The organism is Bradyrhizobium sp. 160, from assembly GCF_023073735.1.
In the GTDB taxonomy this organism is placed as follows: Bacteria; Pseudomonadota; Alphaproteobacteria; order Rhizobiales; family Xanthobacteraceae; genus Bradyrhizobium.
In genome coordinates, this window is record NZ_JADPKD010000083.1 from 78,362 (window position 1) to 96,691 (window position 18,330).

The following is an 18,330-nucleotide window of genomic DNA, read 5'->3' on the forward strand; positions in this document are numbered from 1 at the left end:
GGTATTGTGCGCGTCCTTCCCAGCGAACGTCTGCCTCCCGGCAAAAGCGAAGGTGAACCGCTTCCCGACAGCCATAGCGAGCTGCCGCCGGTCATCCGCCGCACCGAGTTCGTCGCTTTCGCACTCGCAGGCCTGCTGCTGATTGCGGTCGTCACCGTACTCTATGTCGGAAGAGCTTTTTTCCTGCCCGTGGTGATGGCCTTCGTGATCGGCACCATGCTGTCGCCGGCGGCGAGCTTCCTGGAGCGATGCAAGGTGCCACGCGCGCTCGCCGCCGTGCTGATCGTGGTCGCGGGGACCGCGGTGGTTGCCTTCGCCCTGGCGCTGATCGCCTCGCCGATTATGGAGTGGAGCACGCGCCTGCCGGAGCTCGGCGCGCAATTGAGGGACAAGCTGCACGTGTTCGACCGCCCGCTGGCGCTGTGGCGCGAGCTGCAAGGCATGGTCGGCGGCTCGGAGGCATTCCCGAGCTTCCAGATGCCGAAGGTCGAGTGGGTGCAACCGACGCTGGAATTCCTGTCGCCGACCTTTACTGAATTTCTGCTGTTCTTCGTCACCCTCATTCTGTTCATCGCAAGCTGGCGCGACCTGCGCCGGGCCATGATCATGACCTTCAGCGATCACGACGCGCGGCTGCGCACGCTGCGTATTCTCAACGAGATCGAGGTCCATCTCGGCAACTACCTGCTGACCGTCACTCTCATCAATGTCGGCGTCGGCGTCGCCACCGGCCTGATCTGCGCGCTCACCGGCATGCCCAATCCGGCCGGGCTCGGCGCGCTGGCGGCAACGCTCAATTTCATCCCGATCATCGGGCCAGTCGCGATGTTCGCCGTGCTGGTCGTGGTTGGGCTGGTCGCCTTCCCGACCATCAGCGGTGCCCTCACGGCGGCGCTCGCCTTCGGCGGCCTCACCTTCCTGGAAGGGCACTTCATCACCCCGACCATCATCGGCCGGCGGCTGGCGCTGAACGCACTTGCGGTCCTGCTTGCGCTCGCATTCTGGACCTGGATGTGGGGCCCGATGGGCGCGTTCCTGTCGTCGCCGCTCCTGATCGTCGGCCTGATCCTCAAGGAGCATCTGTTGCCGGCGGATTCGCCGCAGTTGCCGCAGGCCTGAGGCGGTTTCCGCAAACGGAACTTCCCCGACGACGAAACGTTCTCCGGCTATCTCAGCCGTCAACAGTTTGGAGCTCCCGATGTCCACGACCAATGCCGAAACCGGGATGAAAGACTGGACCGACAAAGCCACCAGAGAACGCCTCGAGAAGGATGTAGCAGCCGTGAAAAGCGATATCGCCGCCCTCACTGAACAAATCACCGACGCGCTCAATACCTTCGCCAATTCCAGCAGCAAGCAGGCTCGCCGCGGCTATCGCCAGGCGCGCGAGAACGTGGATTCCGCGATGGACGATATGTCCGAGCGCGGCAGCGCGATGATGGAGGCTGCGCAAGACGCCTACGGCTCGATCGAGGAGACGCTGGAAGAGGCCATCACGCAGCGGCCGCTCGCGACCGTCGGGCTCGCCCTCGGCATCGGCTTCCTGATCGGCGTCGCCTGGCGCCGGTAGGTTTGCGGAACGGATCTTGAGACGGCGACGCTGCCGCGCCGCCGATGTCGGCGTGTGGCGGTTCGGCTTGTGGGGATTTGAGGAGCAAGGCCATGTTTCAGCGCATCATCGACGGGATCAGTGCATCCACCGGGACCACTGTGCGACTGACCTCCCTTGCCGCAGGCGCGGCATTCGCGCTCTTCATCACCACGTGCTTCCTCTGCGCCGCGGCCTTCATCTTGGTGCTGGAGAAATATGGTCCGGTGCAAGCCTGCCTCGCGGGTGCCGGCGTTTTCTTTCTGCTTACCTTGGCCGCAGCAGTGAGCTACTGGGCCTATAAGCGGCAGTTGCGCAAGCAAGCCCAGATCGCGGCCGAGCGTGCCGCGAAGTCGGCGGCGCAGAGCATGCTCGCGGACCCCATGCTGCTCGCCACGGGACTCCAGATCGTCCGCGCCATCGGAATCAAGCGGCTGTTGCCGATCTTGGCGATCGGTGGCGTCGCTCTCGGAATCATGGCGAGCCGCGCCGGCGTTCCCGACGAGGCATCGGCCGAGCCCGCCGAGTGACGACCAGCGTGGGTTAGAAAATTTCGCCGCAACTGCTGCCATCTGATCTGGTGGAGCTCGGCAGGAAGGCGCTGCGCAATTTTGCGCCATCCGGCACGGATGTCCCCGCCATCACGCAAACGCTACTCGGATGGGCAGGCGGTTGCCGCTAAAAGCGGCGCCCCTGATTCCAAAAGTCTTTTTCGCAATGAAACCGTCCGTCAAGGCGAACCTCGCCGCATTCCAACCCGACGCCAGGCTGTATTTGACACTCGGCATCGCCAACTGGTCGGTTTTCGTCGACCACATCCCGAACAACGTCGTCAACCTGCTGACGCTGCGAAATTTCGGCTTCAGCGGCGCTGCGGATTTGTTCGTGTTCGTGGTGGGCTATGGCGTCGCCATCATCCACGGCCGGATGGCGCTGGAGCGCGGCTACGTCGTCGCGGCGACGCGCATCTTTCGACGTGTCTGGCGGCTCTACGCCGCCTACGTCGTCCTGTTCGTCATCTATATCGACACCATCGCCTATGTCGCCTCGCAATCGATGGCACCGGAGATCATTCACGAATACAACATCTCGGGGATTCTCGAGCACCCGCTGCGCATCCTGATCCGCGGCCTCGTGCTCCAGGAGGAGCCGCTGAACCTCGATCTCCTGCAATTGATGATCCCGCTGATGGCCTTCTTTCCGCTTGTGCTGTGGGGCCTGTTGCGGCGGCCGAATGTGACGCTCGCGGCATCGGTCGCGCTGTACCTTGCCGCACGCTGGTTCGACTGGAATTTCCGGGTCTACCCGGATCAGGAGTGGACCTTCAATCCGCTCTGCTGGCAGGTGCTGATGGTGCTGGGCGGCTGGTTCGCGGTGACAGGCGCACCCGGACGGACGTTGCGCAGCATGCCCTGGCTGCGGATCCTCGCAGGGACCTATCTCGTTTTGGCGATGGCGGTCACCTTGATGCGCCATTCACCGGCGCTCTCCGCTTATCTGCCGAACTTGCTCCTCGACGCCATTGCGCCGACGGAAAAGGAAAACCTCGCGCCTTATCGCGTGCTTCACTTCCTCGCCCTCGCCTTCGTCGCGACCCATCTCATTCCGGCCGGTCATCCCGGCCTGCAGTTGAAGCCGCTTCAGGCGGTCATCCGATGCGGCGAGGAATGGCTCGCCGTGTTCTGCGTCGGCGTGTTCCTGTCCTTTGCTGGGCATCTCGTCCTGATCACGGGGCCCAATCTGGTGGTGATGCAGGTCGTGGTGAGCCTCGCAGGCTTCGCCGCGATGACCGCGGTCGCCTACTACATCGCCTGGTCGAAGTGGCAGGACCTGCCCGCAGCCCTGCGGCACCAGGCCTAGCGGGGAGCCCATTTCCGATTCTCCTAGGCTCGCCGCCGCGGCTGCGCTATGCGAATCGAGCGCAGGTTGCGCGAGGAGACCGGGCCAGGTCATGGCGAGAAATGAGGGTGAAGAGTCTGACGGCGCGCCGCCCCGGCGCGGCCGGCCGCGGTCGATCGAGACCGCCAACGCCATTCTCGAAAGCGCGTACGCGCTGATGGCTGCGACCGGCCTTGCCGCCACCACCATCGACGCAGTCGCGCGCAATTCCGACGTCTCCAAGATGACGATCTACAAATGGTGGCCATCCCGGGAGGCGCTTTTGATCGACGCCTTTCTTCACCACGCCGCACAGATGCTGCCGCTGCCCCCGGAGAGCTCCGGCACGCCTGCGGCGCGTGCGCGCCGCCACGCCGCGGCCTATGCCGAGGCACTCCAGGGCGAGTTCGGCAAGGTGCAGCTTGCCGTGATCTCCGAATGCATTTCGAAGACCGGCTCCGCCGAACTGTTCTACGCCCGCTATCTGCAATTCCGCCGCGACGCTCTGGTGGAGATGATCGCAGCAGGCCAGAAGGACGGCAGCATCCTGGCCGAGGGACTGCCCGAGGATCTCTATGACGCGATCTACGGCGGCCTGTTCTACCGCTACGTCTTCGGCATCGCGCCGGTCACGCCGGCCTACGCGCGCAATCTGGTCGACCTGGTGTTGCAGCCGAAGGGCTGAGGTGCCGCTCTACCGCACCGGCTGCGAAAACTTCTCGGTGCGATCGCGCTCGGACATGTCGACCACCGTCTCCATCGGCGCGGTCAGCTCGTAGACGTAGGAGACGTCGGTGAAGTAGCGCTTGGCGGTGCCGCCGAGCGCCTCGGGCGCCACGCGGTCGAGCAGGATCAGGCCGAAATCGGAATCGGGGCGGCGCGTCGCCTCGCTGGTGTTGAACTCCTCCCAGCGGAAATTGAAAATCTCGTCGGGCTCCTCGCCCGTCACCGTCCAATTGGCGGTGATGTGCGGATGCTTTCCGACCAGCGACAGGCCTTCGTCGGAATGCGAGGCGAGCTCGAAGAACAGCAGAGACAGGCTCTGCGCCGCGCGCGCGCTGACCGCGATGTCGGGACCGGTGACGGCGATGCGTTCGGCATGCGGGATGGCGCGCGCTTCGAACAGGCCCTTCAGCTTGACACCCTGCCATTGGCTCTCGCTGAGCAGCGAGACCACGTTCGACATGGCGTGGATGCGGCCGATCAGGAGCTCGCGCGCGACGTCGATGTCCGAGCCGTGGCGCAGCGTGCGCGTCACGATCGACTGGATCACCGCCAGGATGTTCTTGACCCGGTGATTGAGCTCGTCGATGACAGCGGTCAGCCGCCGCTCGAAGCCAATCCGCACCTGGATTTCCCGGCTGAGCCGCAGGTTGTTGTAGGCGACATAGCCGAACAGGCCACACACCATCGCGGTGATCGCAAAGCCGATCGCCGCCACGATGATGGCAGTCTGTTCGGCGCGACGCGCCGAATTGGTCTTCGCGTAGTAGGCGAGCTGCCAATCACGGCCACCGAAGCTCACCGTGCGCATGGCCGACGGCGCCAGCCCGTCCGCCGCCGTCGCGCGCGTGGAGACCACGCCCTGGTCGTTGGCAACGAGCTCGCCGCCGTCCTTGCGCGGATCCCTGAGCGCGACCGAGAACAACGACATGTCGTCATTGGTCAGCATCAGCGAGGCAAGCTCATAAGAGAATGTGACGAACCCGGCCGGCTCCGTTGCTCCCTCGGGAATGACGGGCGCGGCCACGATGACGCCGATCGGCCCGTCGCCGCTGAGCAGCGGAATCGGATCCGAGGCAACCGACCGCTTCTCGGCGCGCGCACGCGTCAGCATGGCGCTGGAAACCGGATCCTTATCGTAGCTGCGGCCGGGCAGCGTCTTGGTCTCGTTGCTGCGCGGCTCGAGATCCATCAGCACGTCGATCGGCTGAGTAACCTCGGCGGGATTGATCGGCTTGTCGTCAAACGTGCGGATCCGCGGATTGGGGAAGCCGGCGCCGGCAATGGCAGCCTGCGCTGCGGCAAGCTCATTCGGCTTCAGGCGGGCGATCCAGCCGGCCACCACGAAATCGGTCTTGAAGGCGTAGATGGCCGAGCGCAGCGGCTCCAGCATGTTCGGCTTGATCACGGATGGCGCACGGAACAAGCCGGAGGCGACACGCGCGAGCAGCTCCCGCTCGGTGAGGCGGTCCTGGACCAGGCTTGCGTGAACGTCAATCGCACGCGCGAGCGCGATCCGGTCCAGCGCCAGCTCCTGATCGTGAACGCGATAGGCCGCAAGCCCGGAGAGCAGGGCTCCGAGCAGAGCGATGAAGCCGATGATGAAACCCAGCCGGACCACTTCGACTACTCAGGCGAAAGCAAGAGGTCGGCAATAATTGTGGACCATATGAACGCCGCTCGAACGGCCATCTGCCGAAACAGGGTGAACCCCAGTGGCGGAGATAATGGAGGAGGAGGCATCAGTACGCAACGTAGGTCGGCTGACAAGCTTAATCCGCCCGGCCGATGGTCAGGCCGGAATGGCTGCCCCGAGGCGGAGGTAGTTAATCTCCATGTCTAAAATTTGTTCCGCCGCTCTGAGCCTGCTTCACCCGTCAACCGCGAAAACCACCTGCGCCAAGTCGTCGCGTCGGTCAGCCTGCCCGCCTCAGGCCACCTTTGGCTTCGATGAACGCGACAATGCGGTCGAGCCCCTGGCTCTTCTTCAGGTTGGTCATGACGAAGGGACGCTGGCCGCGCATGCGCTTGGCGTCCGTCTCCATCTTTTCCAGGGAGGCCCCGACATGGGGCGCCAGGTCGATCTTGTTGATGACAAGAAGGTCTGACCGGGTGATGCCCGGGCCGCCCTTGGACGGAATCTTGTCGCCGGCGGCAACGTCGATGACGTAGATGGTGAGGTCGGCCAGCTCCGGGGAAAAAGTGGCAGCGAGATTGTCGCCGCCGGACTCGATCAGCACGAGATCGAGGCCCGGAAACTTCGCGCGCATGTCCGCCACCGCCGCGAGATTCATCGAGGCGTCCTCGCGAATCGCGGTGTGCGGGCAGCCGCCGGTCTCGACGCCGGCGATCCGATCCGGCGTCAGCGAACCCGAACGCACGAGGTATTCGGCATCCCATTTGGTGTAGATGTCGTTGGTGATCGCGGCAATGTCGTACTGCTCGCGCATGGTCTTGCAGAGCAGGTCCATCAGCGCGGTCTTGCCCGATCCGACCGGGCCGCCGACGCCGACACGTAAGGGGCCGTGAGACGTAGCCATTGATTCCTTCCTATCGTCGTCCTGGCGGAGTGTGACGCAACGTGCTCACGATCTGAACAGCCGCGTATATTGTGTCTCGTGCCGGAGGCTGGCGAGATCGGCACGGAAGGTCGCGCTGCCGAGATCGTCCAATGTCGCATTCAGCGCACGATTGGCGGTCGCGACGACGGCGGCTTCCAGCCTCACCAGCACACGCTGGCTGTCGGTCTGGCCGAGCGGAATGAGACGGCTGGCCGCGGAAATCCAGTTCGAGACCAGCGCATGCAGGAAAGCGTGCAGCGTCGGCGCCAGCGGCACACCATGCATCGCGGCGACCACGCCGACGGCGACGGGATAGACCAATGGCGTGCGGCATGCCGCGACCATCGCATCCAGCCCATCGGCATCCCACGCCGCGCGCGCGATGTCGATGAAGGCGCGGCCTTGGGAGGTCGTTTCCAGCTGTCGTTCGCGCGACGGCACGAAGGCGGCCGCGAGCTCGGCGATATCGCTCAAAGTGGTGGTCTCGTCGGCTTCCGCGGCGCGATAGGCATGGACCAGGAACGTTGCATCGCAAAGCCCGGAGCCGTCGCCGAGCATAGTGTCGAGCCAGTCGACCAGCGTCGCGGTATCCGTGATGTCGCCGGCCTCGACCGCCCATTCGATGCCGCTGGAGTAGGAGAAACCACCGACAGGAAACGCCGGCGACAACCAGGTCATCAACCGGTACAGCGCCGCCGCCTCGCGCTCGGCGAGATCAGCGGCGCCGACCGGCTCATTTGTGGTCATGAGCATGCTTATGGCCGTGGTGATGGTCGCGGTGGTCGCAATGCTCGTCGTGGTGATGGCGATGATCGTGACCATGATCATCATGGCCATGTTCGTGATGATGGTGGCCGTGATCGTGATGCGCATGGGCGTCGTGACCATGCGCATGACCGGCGTCGGCATAGGCGCCGCCTTCGGGATCGAACGGCGCCTCGATCTCGATCACGCGGGCGCCGAGACCTTTCACCATGGCTTCGATGACGTGGTCGCGGCGGATACGCAAGGCCTTGGCCATGATCTGCGTCGGCAGGTGGCGGTTGCCGAGGTGCCAGCCGACGCGGATGAGATGGTGCGGATCGTGGCCGCGGATTTCCAGCAGCGGTTCGGGCGCCGCCACCACCTCCACCAGCCGGCCGTCCTCCAGCACCAGCGCATCGCCGCCGCGCAGCGCGACAGCATGCTCCAGGTCGAGCAGGAATTCGAGCCCCCGCGTCCCCGTCATGGCCATGCGGCGACGGTGCCGATCGTCGAAATCGAGCACCACCGTATCCACGGGTGCTTCCGTGAAGCGGTGCTGCCCCCTGACCTGCGTCGCCCGGATCATGCATTTACCCCGTTTACCGTGTCTCGACCTTCTCGGGCGTGATCACCTCGATCTTCGGCGGCGCCGTGAAGCACTTCACCGCGACGCGGCCGAACGTCTTCATATGCTCCATGGCACGATGCGGCACCAGCGCCTCGGCGTTCTCCCACTGCTCGACGAACACCATTTTGGCAGGGTCGGTGACGCTCTCGTGCAGATCATAAGCGATATTGCCGGGCTCTTTGCGCGTCTCCTTGATGCAGGCGGTGGCGGCTGCAATGAATTCGGCGCGCGTTTCGGGCTTGATGGTCAAGGTGGCAACAACATAGATCACGAGAAATCCTCCCGGCTTTTCTTCTGGGTTCAAGATACCGGCGGGACATTAGACCAGGCAGGGTCGAACTCAAGACCGGAAAACAACCCCGAGGCATGCAGCACAGGCTATTTCAGTACATGAAATATCGCTGTGCCATCGGCAGCACCTCGGCGGGGGCGCAGGTGAGCAGCTCGCCGTCGGCGCGGACCTCATAGGTCTCCGGATCGACTTCGATCTTGGGCGTGGCGTCGTTGTGGACCATGCTCTTCTTCGAGATCTTGCCGCGGGTGTTCTGGACCGCATAGAGCTTCTTGTCGATGCCGAGTTTTCGCGCAAGACCTCCGGTGACGGCGGCCTTCGAGGTAAAGACAACGGAGGACGCCGTGCGCGCCTTCCCGAAGGCACCGAACATCGGTTGGTAGTGCACCGGTTGCGGCGTCGGGATCGAGGCGTTGGGATCGCCCATGGGCGCTGCGACGATGCTGCCGCCCTTGACGATGCAGTCCGGCTTGACGCCGAAGAAGGCCGGCGACCACAGCACGAGATCGGCGAGCTTGCCCTTCTCGACCGAGCCGATCAGTTTCGACACGCCGTGCGCGATTGCGGGATTGATCGTGTATTTGGCGATGTAGCGCTTGACGCGGAAATTGTCGTTGTCCTTGCCCTTGTCCTGCGGCAGCGATCCGCGCTGCTTCTTCATCTTGTCGGCGGTCTGCCAGGTCCGGATGATGACCTCGCCGAGACGGCCCATCGCCTGGGAGTCCGAGGACATCATCGAGAGCGCGCCGAGATCATGCAGGATGTCCTCGGCGGCGATGGTCTCCTTGCGGATGCGGCTCTCGGCGAAAGCCAGATCTTCCGCGATCGAGGGGTCGAGGTGGTGGCACACCATCAGCATATCGAGATGCTCGTCGATGGTGTTGCGCGTGAAGGGCCGCGTCGGATTGGTCGAGGACGGCAGCACATTCTTCAGGCTCGCGACCTTGATGATGTCAGGAGCGTGACCGCCGCCGGCGCCCTCGGTGTGGAAGGCGTGAATGGTGCGGCCCTTGAACGCCTTGATCGTATCCTCGACGAAACCGGATTCGTTGAGCGTGTCGGTGTGGATCATGACCTGGATGTCGTGATCGTCGGCGACCGACAGGCAGTTGTCGATCGCTGCTGGCGTCGTGCCCCAATCCTCGTGCAGCTTCAGCGCACAGGCGCCGGCTCTGATCATCTCGACCAGCGCGGCGGGCCGCGAGGCGTTCCCTTTGCCGGAAATGCCGAGATTAACCGGAAAGGCGTCGAACGACTGGATCATCCGGGCGATATGCCAGGGCCCCGGCGTGCAGGTCGTGGCGAAGGTGCCGTGCGACGGGCCGGTGCCGCCGCCCAGCATCGAGGTGACGCCGCTCATCAGCGCGTGCTCGATCTGTTGCGGGCAGATGAAATGGATGTGGCTGTCGAAACCGCCGGCCGTGAGAATCTTGCCTTCGCCCGCGATCACATCGGTGCCAGGACCGATGATGATGGTCACGCCCGGCTGGATGTCTGGGTTGCCGGCCTTGCCGATCGCGGAAATCATGCCATCCTTGATGGCGACGTCGGCTTTCACGATGCCCCAATGATCGACGATCAGCGCATTGGTGATGACCGTGTCGGCGGCGCCCTGCTTGTTGGTGACCTGCGACTGGCCCATGCCGTCGCGGATCACCTTTCCGCCGCCGAACTTCACCTCTTCGCCATAGGTTGTGAAATCCTTCTCGACTTCGATGATGAGGTCGGTATCAGCTAGACGCACCTTGTCGCCGGTGGTCGGGCCGAACATGTCGGAATAGACGGAACGCTTTATTTTGACGGACATCACAAGCCCCGTATGCGTTTGAATAACTGGTCGGTCACAGCACGGCCCTCGCTGCTTTCACGGCATCGTCGAACTTCTCGTCGAGCCACGCGTTGCCGCCGCGGCAGCCCGCAACGACTTGCGTGGCCCACTCAACGTAATCGACGAGTTCGTCGCGCTCCTCGGCACTCAAATCGGTTTGAATGCGCGCCCCTGTATTGCTGATCTTGTCGGCAATCTTGATCAGCTTCGCGCCGACGGATTTTTTTGGCGCGTCCATCACCTGCCGACGCCGTCGCTCGGCTTTCGGCAGACTCCTGTCGTCGGTGCATTCCGCGACGAGGGCGGCGACACGCTCGGAGAATCTCTGCGCGAGCTCCTCGCGCGTGGTGTCGGTGTCCTCGATGGAATCATGCAACCATCCGGCCGCCACCAGCTCGGCATCGGCTCCATCGGTCGCGGTCGCAAGCAGGTTCGCGACCTCGGCAAGATGATTGATATAGGGCTCGTTGCCGCGCCCCTTGCGCGCCATGCCGTTGTGGCGGCGCGCGGCGAATTCGGCAGCTTCGGAGACGAGGCGGATAGCAGGCAGCATGGCAGATCCCTCCACTTTGGCCTCAACCGTGCCGCATCGCGCTCGTTCCTCCTGATGTCACAGCTTCCCCATCACCTCGCCACGAAAACCGTAGATCGTCTTCTTGCCGGCCATGGCGACGAGCTGGACATCGCGGGTCTGGCCCGGCTCGAACCGGACGGCGGTGCCGGCGGCGATGTCGAGGCGCATGCCGCGGGCGCGTCTGCGGTCGAAATTCAACGCCGGGTTGGTCTCGAAAAAATGGTAGTGCGAGCCGACCTGGATCGGACGGTCGCCGGTGTTGGCGACTGTCAGCGTCACGGTCTTGCGGCCAGCATTGAGCTCGATTTCGCCGTCCTGGATGAAGAGTTCGCCGGGGATCATGCTCTGCTCCTACCTGATCGGCTCGTGGACGGTGACGAGCTTGGTGCCGTCCGGAAAGGTCGCTTCGACCTGGATGTCGTGGATCATCTCCGGAATTCCGGGCATCACCTGATCGCGGGTCAACACCTGCGCGCCAGATTGCATCAGTTCGGCGACGGTGCGGCCGTCACGGGCGCCTTCGAGGATAAAATCGGAGATGATCGCGACCGCCTCGGGATGGTTGAGCTTGACGCCACGCTCCAGCCGGCGGCGCGCCACGATGGCGGCCATCGAGATCAGAAGCTTGTCCTTTTCGCGGGGAGACAGGTTCATGCGAAATCTCTTCCGTTCAACACGTCAATTCAACCACAGCCGCGGCAGCACGGCGCCGGTGCGCGCCAGCACCGCCATCATGTCAGTGCGCAAACGCGCCGCATCTTGGGCACAGAACCGCGCCATTGCAAAGCCATTCCAGGCGGATATCCCGACCTCGCCGGCGAACGAGTCCGATGCTTCGCGCAGGCGCTCAACCAGGGCCTCGTCTCCAGGCAGGATCAGGGCCGTGCCGATCGCGGCGCCATCTTTGGCAACGGCAGATCGGCCGAGTTTTGCGCCGATATTGCCGTCGAGCCTGATAGTTTCGGCGAACACCAGCTTGCCGCCGCGAGAGAGCCGCCAGCGATCGACAAACTCGCCCTGCTCCATCCGCTCGCCCATGGCGGTGCGACCGAACACCACGATCTCGCAGAGCAGAAGCGAAGCCTTCTCATCGAGCGCGATGTCGAAGCGGCGATAGATACGGGCGCGATCGAACAGGATCATCTCCTGAGGCAGCCAGGACAGATGCGCGCCTGCGCCGACCTTCAGCGCGATATTGAGCTCGGCCGCCTGTCCCGGCGCACGATAGACCTTTTCTGCGGCCGCCGTAGTCAGCGTCAGCCGCGCAGCATCAGCGGCCGTGATCTCAATGTCGAAGCGATCGCCGCCAGCGACCCCGCCGGCCGTGTTGACGAACACGCCAGACAGCCCCTCGCCTTCCGGCGATGGAAAGCGCACGCGCAGCGAGCCGCTTTCATGCAACGTGCCACGCCGCGTCACGCCGTCGCGCGCCTGAACATCGAAGCGCACCTCGCCGCGGGCACGGTTCGCCTCGAAAACGGTTGATGTGACTGAAACGTCGCTGCGCATCCGCCTCCCCACCCGGTCGCGGCAGAATGGCCTAGAGCGCCATCTGGCGGCTGATTTCGCTCGCGTCGAGATTGGAGCGGTCGCAGGTGAACTTCACCGCGCCGCGATCCATCACCGCGAAACTGTCGCCGAGTTCGCAAGCAAAGTCGAGATATTGCTCGACCAGCACGATCGCAATGTTGCCGAGGTTGCGCAGGTAGGAGATGGCGCGGCCTATGTCCTTGATGATCGATGGCTGGATGCCCTCGGTCGGCTCGTCGAGCAGCAGCAGCTTTGGCCGCATCACCAGCGCGCGCCCGATCGCGAGCTGCTGCTGCTGACCGCCGGAGAGGTCGCCACCGCGCCGGCCGAGCATGGATTGCAGCACCGGAAATAGCGAGAACACGTCGTCCGGAATGTGCTTGTCCTCGCGCTTGAGCGGGCCGAAGCCGGTCTTGAGGTTCTCCTCGACCGTGAGCAACGGAAAGATCTCGCGGCCCTGTGGCACGAAGCCGATGCCCCTGCGCGCGCGCTCGTAGGGCTTCAGGCCCGTGATGTCTGTGCCGTCGAGCACGATCGCGCCCGAGGAGATCGGATATTGCCCGACCATGGCGCGCAAGAGCGAGGTCTTGCCGACGCCGTTGCGGCCGAGCACGCAAGTCACCTTGCCCGGCTCCGCCGAGATCGAGACGCCGCGCAGCGCCTGCGCCGCGCCGTAGAACAGGTTGATGTCTTTAACTTCAAGCATCGGAAACACCTTTATGGGCGAATAGCGAATGGCGAGTAGCTAGTAAGAGAAGCGGCCAATCCATTCGCCATTCCCTATTCGCCATTCGCTACCTGCCCAGATAGACTTCGATGACCCGCTCGTTGGACGAGACCTGGTCGATGGTGCCTTCCGCCAGCACGGTGCCTTCATGCAGGCAGGTCACCTTGACTCCGAGCTCGCGCACGAAGGTCATGTCGTGCTCGACCACCATCACGGTGTGGGTCTTGTTGATCTCTTTCAGCAGCTCGGCGGTGAGATACGTCTCGACGTCGGTCATCCCGGCGACCGGTTCGTCGACGAGGAGCAGCTTTGGGTCCTGCGCGAGCAGCATGCCGATCTCGAGCCACTGCTTCTGGCCATGGCTGAGGCTGCCGGCGAGACGGTTGCGGGCGTCGGTGAGCCGGATCGTCTCCAGCACCTTGTCGATGCGCTCGGACTCCGCTTTGCTGCCGCGCCAGAACAGCGTGCCGCGGACCGAGTGATCGACATTGAGCGCGAGCAGGAGATTGTCCTGCACGCTCTGACTCTCGAACACGGTCGGCTTCTGGAATTTGCGGCCGATGCCGAGCTCGGCGATGCGGGTCTCATCGAGCCGCGTCAGATCGGTGACCCCGTCGAACAGCACAGTGCCCTCGTCCGGCTTGGTCTTGCCCGTGATGATGTCCATCATCGTGGTCTTGCCGGCGCCGTTCGGACCGATGATGGCGCGCATCTCGCCGGGCTCGAGCGTCAGCGACAGGTTGTTGATGGCGTGGAAGCCGTCGAACGAGACGTGCACGCCGTCGAGATAGAGCATCGCGGAGGTCGCGCGGGTATCCATGACGTTCATCGCGCTACTCCGCCATCTTGGGTTCGGTGACGCCGTCTTCGGCCGCAGCGCTCGCAATGGCCGCGGCGGTGCGCTTCTCCTTCGATGAGTCCCACCAGGCGTTGAAGGTGCCGACGATGCCCTTCGGCAGCAGCAGCGTCACCAGGATGAACAACGCACCCAGCATGAACAGCCAGTACGGCGCGAGCACGCCGGAGGTGAAGAAGGTCTTGGCGTAATTGACGACGACGGCGCCGAGCGCCGCGCCGACCAGCGTGCCGCGGCCGCCGACCGCAACCCAGATCACCGCCTCGATCGAATTGCCCGGCGCAAATTCGGATGGATTGATGATGCCGACCTGCGGCACGTAGAGCGCGCCGGCGACGCCGGCCATGCATGCCGACACCGTGAACACGAACAGTTTGTAGGATTCGACGCGGTAGCCAAGAAAGCGCGTCCGCGATTCCGCGTCACGCACCGCAATCAGCACCTTGCCGAGCTTGGAGGAGACGATGGCGCGGCAGATCAGGAAGCCCAGAATCAGCGCCAGGCAGCTCAGCGCGAACAATGCGGCGCGCGTGCCCTCCGCCTGCACGTTGAAGCCGAGGATGTCCTTGAAATCGGTCAGGCCGTTGTTGCCGCCGAAGCCAAAATCATTGCGGAAGAAGGCGAGCAGCAGCGCATAGGTCATCGCCTGCGTGATGATCGACAGATATACGCCTGTGACGCGGGAGCGGAAAGCAAGCCAGCCGAAGCAAAAGGCGAGAAGGCCCGGCACGACCAGCACCATCAGCGCTGCAAACCAGAACATGTCGAAGCCGTACCAGTACCAGGGCAGCTTCTGCCAGTTCAGGAACACCATGAAGTCGGGCAGGATCGGATTGCCGTAGACGCCGCGGGTGCCGATCTGTCGCATCAGATACATGCCCATGGCGTAGCCGCCGAGTGCGAAGAAGGCGCCGTGGCCGAGCGAGAGGATGCCGCAATAGCCCCAGATCAAGTCGATCGCGAGCGCGAGGATGGCGTAGCAGACGTATTTGCCCCAGAGCGCGACGAGATAGGTCGGCACCTGAAGGAACGAGCTCGCAGGCAGCAGCAGGTTGGAGAGCGGGATGAGGATGCCGCAGGCCGCGACGACGGCAAGGAAAATCGTCGCGCTTCGGTCCAGCGATCGCGTCAGCATGTGAGGGGTCATGCTTCCACCGCACGGCCCTTGAGCGCGAACAAGCCGCGCGGCCGTTTTTGGATGAACAGGATGATCAGAACCAGGATGGCGATTTTGCCGAGCACGGCGCCTGCGACCGGCTCCAGGAATTTGTTGGCGATGCCGAGCGTGAAGGCGCCGACCAGGGTGCCCCAGAGATTGCCGACGCCGCCGAACACCACGACCATGAAACTATCGATGATGTAGCTCTGGCCGAGATTGGGGCTGACATTGTCGATCTGCGACAACGCCACGCCTGCAATGCCGGCAATGCCGGAGCCGAGCCCGAAGGTGAGCGCATCGACGCGCGAAGTGGCGATGCCCATCGAGGCCGCCATGCGGCGGTTCTGCGTCACCGCGCGCATCTCGAGGCCGAGCGCGGTGTAGCGCAGCATCGCGAGCAGGATCGCGAACACGGCCAGCGTGAAGCAGAGGATCCAGAGCCGGTTATACGTGATAGTGATCTGGCCGAGTTCGAACGCGCCGCTCATCCAGGAGGGGTTGCCGACCTCGCGGTTGGTCGGGCCGAACATGGTGCGCACCGCCTGCTGCAACACCAGCGACAGGCCCCAGGTCGCCAGCAGCGTCTCCAGCGGACGGCCGTAGAGGAAGCGGATGATGCTGCGCTCGATCAGGACGCCGATGGCGCCGGCGACGAGAAAGGCGAGCGGCACGGCAATCAGCAGCGAATAGTCGAACAGGGCGGGAGAGCGGGTACGGATCACCTCCTGCACCACGAAGGTGGTGTAGGCCCCGATCATCACCATCTCGCCATGCGCCATGTTGATGACGCCCATCACGCCAAAGGTGATGGCGAGCCCGATCGCAGCGAGCAGCAGCACCGAGCCGAGCGAGAGGCCGTACCAGGCGTTCTGCACCATTGACCAGACCGCAAGCGAGCTTTGGATCGAGCCGATCGCGCTCGCGGCAGCCTTGCTCACCGAGGCCGGCTGGTCGCCCATGCCGGTGAGCAGCGCCAGCGCCTCCTGGTCGCCGCGCGCCTTGAGCGTGGCGACGGCCTCCAGCTTCTCGACCTCGGTGGCGTCCGACTTGAACAGCAGGATGGCCGCACGGGCTTCGCCGAGCACCGTCTTCACGGCTCTGTTGGTTTCCTTGGCGAGCGCACCGTCGACTGCCTCTAGCGCCGATTCCTCATGCGACTTGAAGACGGATTGCGCGGCCTGAAGGCGCGTCGACAGATCTGGCGACTGAAGCGTCAGGCTGCCGACCGCGGCATCGACGCTGCGGCGCAGACGGTTGTTGAGCCGAACCGCGCTCGCGCTGTCGGGAATGCTGGTCACCGCCTGGCCGGACGCGGCGTCGATCGACTTGCCGTCGGCGCCGGTGACGTAGACCTTCTTGCTGTCTGGATCGGCCATGAGGCGGCCGTCTTGCAGCGCGCTGATGATCGGCAATGCCAGCGGGTTGCCGCTGCTTGCGACCGCGCCGATCGCCTCTTCCGTGTCGGAAAAATCGTCGTTGGCGAATTTTGCGACCGCATCCTCGAACGGACCGGCGAAGGCCGGCAGCGCGAACGCGATCAGGAACAACGAGAGCAGGAGCGAACGGAGACGGGCGGACAAATGGGCTAGCACTGTGAATGACCCCGGCGGAAATGGATGGAGAAGGCGGCGGGATCGCCGCCCTCTCCAATCTTGGAGCGTCAGATCGGGATCAGGAGCCCGAACCGAGGCACTTGTTGGTCTTGGTGTTGAAATTGCCGCACTTCTTGCCGACCCAGTCGCCGATCAGGTCCTTGGAGCCCTCGAGCTCCTTCGACCAGGCATCGCCAGCAACGAGACCCGGGGTCTTCCAGACCACGTCGAACTGGCCGTTGCCCTTGATCTCGCCAATGAACACCGGCTTGGTGATGTGGTGGTTCGGCAGCATCTTCGACACGCCGCCGGTCAAGTTCGGCGCCTCGATGCCGGGAAGCGCATCGATCACCTTGTCCGGATCAGTCGACTTCACCTTCTCGACCGCCTTCACCCACATGTTGAAGCCGATCACGTGCGCTTCCATCGGGTCGTTGGTCACGCGCTTCGGGTTCTTGGTGTAGGCCTGCCAATCCTTAATGAACTTCTCGTTCGACCCGTCCTTGGTCTTGATCGACTGGAAGTAGTTCCAGGCGGCGAGATGGCCGACCAGCGGCTTGGTGTCGATGCCGGCAAGCTCTTCCTCACCCACCGAGAACGCGACCACGGGGATGTCCTTGGCCTTGATACCCTGGTTGCCGAGTTCCTTGTAGAAGGGAACGTTGGCGTCGCCGTTGATGGTCGAGACCACCGCGGTCTTCTTGCCAGCCGAGCCGAACTTCTTGATGTCGGCAACGATCGTCTGCCAGTCGGAGTGGCCGAACGGCGTGTAGTTGATCATGATGTCTTCCTGAGCCACACCCTTCGACTTCAGATAGGCTTCCAGGATCTTGTTGGTGGTGCGCGGATAGACGTAGTCGGTGCCCGCGAGCACCCAGCGCTTCACCTTCTCTTCCTTCATCAGATAGTCGACGGCGGGAATCGCCTGCTGGTTCGGCGCAGCGCCGGTGTAGAATACGTTGCGCTCGCTCTCCTCGCCCTCGTACTGCACGGGGTAGAACAGGATGTTGTTCAGCTCCTTGAAGACCGGCAGCACGGACTTGCGCGACACCGAGGTCCAGCAGCCGAACACGACCGCGACCTTGTCCTTCGTGATCAGCTCGCGCGCCTTCTCGGCGAACAGCGGCCAATTGGAAGCGGGGTCGACGACGACGGCCTCGAGCTTCTTGCCGAGCACGCCGCCCTTCTTGTTCTGCTCGTCGATCAGGAAGAGGATGGTGTCCTTCAGCGTGGTCTCGCTGATGGCCATGGTGCCGGAAAGGGAGTGAAGCACGCCGACCTTGATCGTGTCGTCCGCGGCCTTGGCGCCGGTCAATGAAGCCAGACCGAGCATCAGCCCGGCCGTCGCGGCGAGGACGCCGCGGCGGCTAAATGACGCCGCTATATCGTGAGTGGATTTGCTAAGCATGAGTGTATCATCTCCCTGACGCAGACGTGAAAAACGCTGCGAAACGGCCCCACGGCCGCCTGCGATTAACGGATTCGCAAGAACCATGCCATGGACTGAGCACCCCTCAAGCCATTGTTCTTGCTAGCAAAACAGCCAGAATTCCAAGTCTCGAGGCGATCTGTTCGCCCAAACCCTAGGCAGTGGGGATGTATGCGAAAGCGGCAGACGGCCTATTTTATATGCAAATCGTCCGCTCTGGC

At 63.7% G+C, this 18,330-nt stretch carries 20 protein-coding genes; 5 read left to right on the forward strand and 15 right to left on the reverse strand.

Going from position 1 to position 18,330, the window contains the following annotated elements:
* Positions 1 to 6 precede the first annotated feature (6 nt).
* The 5 genes from IVA98_RS34290 to IVA98_RS34310 all read left to right on the forward strand — a co-directional run bounded on the left by IVA98_RS34290 (position 7) and on the right by IVA98_RS34310 (position 4,151).
* On the forward strand, positions 7 to 1,119 hold the full coding sequence (locus tag IVA98_RS34290; RefSeq protein WP_247356658.1) for an AI-2E family transporter: 1,113 nt from the start codon (positions 7 to 9) through the stop codon (positions 1,117 to 1,119).
* A gap of 79 nt (positions 1,120 to 1,198) precedes the next feature.
* Positions 1,199 to 1,570 carry an ElaB/YgaM/YqjD family protein gene (locus tag IVA98_RS34295; protein WP_247304793.1) on the forward strand — a complete coding sequence of 124 codons (372 nt, stop codon included), beginning with the start codon at positions 1,199 to 1,201 and terminating at the stop codon, positions 1,568 to 1,570.
* A gap of 92 nt (positions 1,571 to 1,662) precedes the next feature.
* The gene (locus IVA98_RS34300) at positions 1,663 to 2,118 is read left to right on the forward strand and encodes a hypothetical protein (RefSeq protein ID WP_247277813.1); all 456 of its coding nucleotides are present in this window, start codon (positions 1,663 to 1,665) and stop codon (positions 2,116 to 2,118) included.
* Positions 2,119 to 2,305: 187 nt separating this feature from the next.
* Positions 2,306 to 3,448, forward strand: coding sequence for an OpgC domain-containing protein (locus IVA98_RS34305; protein ID WP_247304796.1), 1,143 nt, complete (start codon positions 2,306 to 2,308; stop codon positions 3,446 to 3,448).
* A 91-nt stretch (positions 3,449 to 3,539) separates the two neighbouring features.
* On the forward strand, positions 3,540 to 4,151 hold the full coding sequence (locus tag IVA98_RS34310) for a TetR/AcrR family transcriptional regulator (protein WP_247304799.1): 612 nt from the start codon (positions 3,540 to 3,542) through the stop codon (positions 4,149 to 4,151).
* A 9-nt stretch (positions 4,152 to 4,160) separates the two neighbouring features.
* On the opposite strand, the gene IVA98_RS34315 is transcribed toward IVA98_RS34310, so the two are convergent.
* The 15 genes from IVA98_RS34315 to urtA form a co-directional block, all read right to left on the reverse strand.
* Positions 4,161 to 5,810 (reverse strand): CHASE domain-containing protein, encoded by a 1,650-nt coding sequence (locus IVA98_RS34315; protein ID WP_247304801.1) that lies wholly within the window; start codon positions 5,808 to 5,810, stop codon positions 4,161 to 4,163.
* A gap of 295 nt (positions 5,811 to 6,105) precedes the next feature.
* Positions 6,106 to 6,729 carry an urease accessory protein UreG gene (gene ureG / locus IVA98_RS34320; RefSeq protein WP_247304803.1) on the reverse strand — a complete coding sequence of 208 codons (624 nt, stop codon included), beginning with the start codon at positions 6,727 to 6,729 and terminating at the stop codon, positions 6,106 to 6,108.
* A 45-nt stretch (positions 6,730 to 6,774) separates the two neighbouring features.
* Positions 6,775 to 7,503 (reverse strand): urease accessory protein UreF, encoded by a 729-nt coding sequence (locus IVA98_RS34325; protein ID WP_247304921.1) that lies wholly within the window; start codon positions 7,501 to 7,503, stop codon positions 6,775 to 6,777.
* Entirely contained in the window at positions 7,484 to 8,080 is a 597-nt protein-coding gene (locus IVA98_RS34330; RefSeq protein WP_247304805.1) for an urease accessory protein UreE, read from the reverse strand. Before IVA98_RS34330 ends, IVA98_RS34325 begins: the two co-directional genes overlap by 20 nt.
* 13 nt (positions 8,081 to 8,093) lie before the next feature.
* Entirely contained in the window at positions 8,094 to 8,393 is a 300-nt protein-coding gene (locus IVA98_RS34335; protein ID WP_007599815.1) for a putative quinol monooxygenase, read from the reverse strand.
* Between the two features lie 112 nt (positions 8,394 to 8,505).
* Positions 8,506 to 10,221, reverse strand: coding sequence for an urease subunit alpha (gene ureC, locus IVA98_RS34340; protein WP_247304808.1), 1,716 nt, complete (start codon positions 10,219 to 10,221; stop codon positions 8,506 to 8,508).
* Between the two features lie 34 nt (positions 10,222 to 10,255).
* The gene (locus IVA98_RS34345) at positions 10,256 to 10,795 is read right to left on the reverse strand and encodes an HD domain-containing protein (protein WP_247304810.1); all 540 of its coding nucleotides are present in this window, start codon (positions 10,793 to 10,795) and stop codon (positions 10,256 to 10,258) included.
* Positions 10,796 to 10,852: 57 nt separating this feature from the next.
* A complete protein-coding gene (locus tag IVA98_RS34350; RefSeq protein WP_247304813.1) occupies positions 10,853 to 11,158 on the reverse strand; it encodes an urease subunit beta in 306 nt (101 codons plus the stop codon).
* 9 nt (positions 11,159 to 11,167) lie between these two features.
* Positions 11,168 to 11,470, reverse strand: coding sequence for an urease subunit gamma (locus tag IVA98_RS34355; protein WP_006612146.1), 303 nt, complete (start codon positions 11,468 to 11,470; stop codon positions 11,168 to 11,170).
* A gap of 24 nt (positions 11,471 to 11,494) precedes the next feature.
* Positions 11,495 to 12,325, reverse strand: coding sequence for an urease accessory protein UreD (locus IVA98_RS34360; protein ID WP_247304816.1), 831 nt, complete (start codon positions 12,323 to 12,325; stop codon positions 11,495 to 11,497).
* Positions 12,326 to 12,356: 31 nt separating this feature from the next.
* A complete protein-coding gene (urtE, locus tag IVA98_RS34365) occupies positions 12,357 to 13,052 on the reverse strand; it encodes an urea ABC transporter ATP-binding subunit UrtE (RefSeq protein ID WP_247277824.1) in 696 nt (231 codons plus the stop codon).
* Positions 13,053 to 13,140: 88 nt separating this feature from the next.
* Positions 13,141 to 13,902: an urea ABC transporter ATP-binding protein UrtD gene (urtD, locus tag IVA98_RS34370; RefSeq protein WP_247304818.1), complete on the reverse strand. Its 762-nt coding sequence runs from the start codon at positions 13,900 to 13,902 to the stop codon at positions 13,141 to 13,143.
* Positions 13,903 to 13,906: 4 nt separating this feature from the next.
* Positions 13,907 to 15,076: an urea ABC transporter permease subunit UrtC gene (gene urtC, locus IVA98_RS34375; protein ID WP_247304820.1), complete on the reverse strand. Its 1,170-nt coding sequence runs from the start codon at positions 15,074 to 15,076 to the stop codon at positions 13,907 to 13,909.
* Positions 15,073 to 16,680 (reverse strand): urea ABC transporter permease subunit UrtB, encoded by a 1,608-nt coding sequence (gene urtB, locus IVA98_RS34380; protein WP_247304822.1) that lies wholly within the window; start codon positions 16,678 to 16,680, stop codon positions 15,073 to 15,075. Before urtB ends, urtC begins: the two co-directional genes overlap by 4 nt.
* A 79-nt stretch (positions 16,681 to 16,759) precedes the next feature.
* On the reverse strand, positions 16,760 to 18,088 hold the full coding sequence (gene urtA, locus IVA98_RS34385; protein WP_247304824.1) for an urea ABC transporter substrate-binding protein: 1,329 nt from the start codon (positions 18,086 to 18,088) through the stop codon (positions 16,760 to 16,762).
* Positions 18,089 to 18,330 lie beyond the last annotated feature (242 nt).

Bases quoted from the DNA above. Each gene is read 5' to 3' on its own strand.
- urtD (WP_247304818.1), bottom strand. From the start codon at position 13,902: ATGAACGTCATGGATACCCGCGCGACCTCCGCGATGCTCTATCTCGAC.
- IVA98_RS34300 (WP_247277813.1), top strand. From the start codon at position 1,663: ATGTTTCAGCGCATCATCGACGGGATCAGTGCATCCACCGGGACCACT.
- IVA98_RS34310 (WP_247304799.1), top strand. From the start codon at position 3,540: ATGGCGAGAAATGAGGGTGAAGAGTCTGACGGCGCGCCGCCCCGGCGC.
- IVA98_RS34295 (WP_247304793.1), top strand. From the start codon at position 1,199: ATGTCCACGACCAATGCCGAAACCGGGATGAAAGACTGGACCGACAAA.
- IVA98_RS34305 (WP_247304796.1), top strand. From the start codon at position 2,306: ATGAAACCGTCCGTCAAGGCGAACCTCGCCGCATTCCAACCCGACGCC.
- ureC (WP_247304808.1), bottom strand. From the start codon at position 10,221: ATGTCCGTCAAAATAAAGCGTTCCGTCTATTCCGACATGTTCGGCCCG.
- urtE (WP_247277824.1), bottom strand. From the start codon at position 13,052: ATGCTTGAAGTTAAAGACATCAACCTGTTCTACGGCGCGGCGCAGGCG.
- IVA98_RS34350 (WP_247304813.1), bottom strand. From the start codon at position 11,158: ATGATCCCCGGCGAACTCTTCATCCAGGACGGCGAAATCGAGCTCAAT.
- urtC (WP_247304820.1), bottom strand. From the start codon at position 15,076: ATGACCCCTCACATGCTGACGCGATCGCTGGACCGAAGCGCGACGATT.
- IVA98_RS34355 (WP_006612146.1), bottom strand. From the start codon at position 11,470: ATGAACCTGTCTCCCCGCGAAAAGGACAAGCTTCTGATCTCGATGGCC.
- IVA98_RS34345 (WP_247304810.1), bottom strand. From the start codon at position 10,795: ATGCTGCCTGCTATCCGCCTCGTCTCCGAAGCTGCCGAATTCGCCGCG.
- IVA98_RS34330 (WP_247304805.1), bottom strand. From the start codon at position 8,080: ATGATCCGGGCGACGCAGGTCAGGGGGCAGCACCGCTTCACGGAAGCA.
- IVA98_RS34325 (WP_247304921.1), bottom strand. From the start codon at position 7,503: ATGCTCATGACCACAAATGAGCCGGTCGGCGCCGCTGATCTCGCCGAG.
- urtA (WP_247304824.1), bottom strand. From the start codon at position 18,088: ATGCTTAGCAAATCCACTCACGATATAGCGGCGTCATTTAGCCGCCGC.
- ureG (WP_247304803.1), bottom strand. From the start codon at position 6,729: ATGGCTACGTCTCACGGCCCCTTACGTGTCGGCGTCGGCGGCCCGGTC.
- IVA98_RS34360 (WP_247304816.1), bottom strand. From the start codon at position 12,325: ATGCGCAGCGACGTTTCAGTCACATCAACCGTTTTCGAGGCGAACCGT.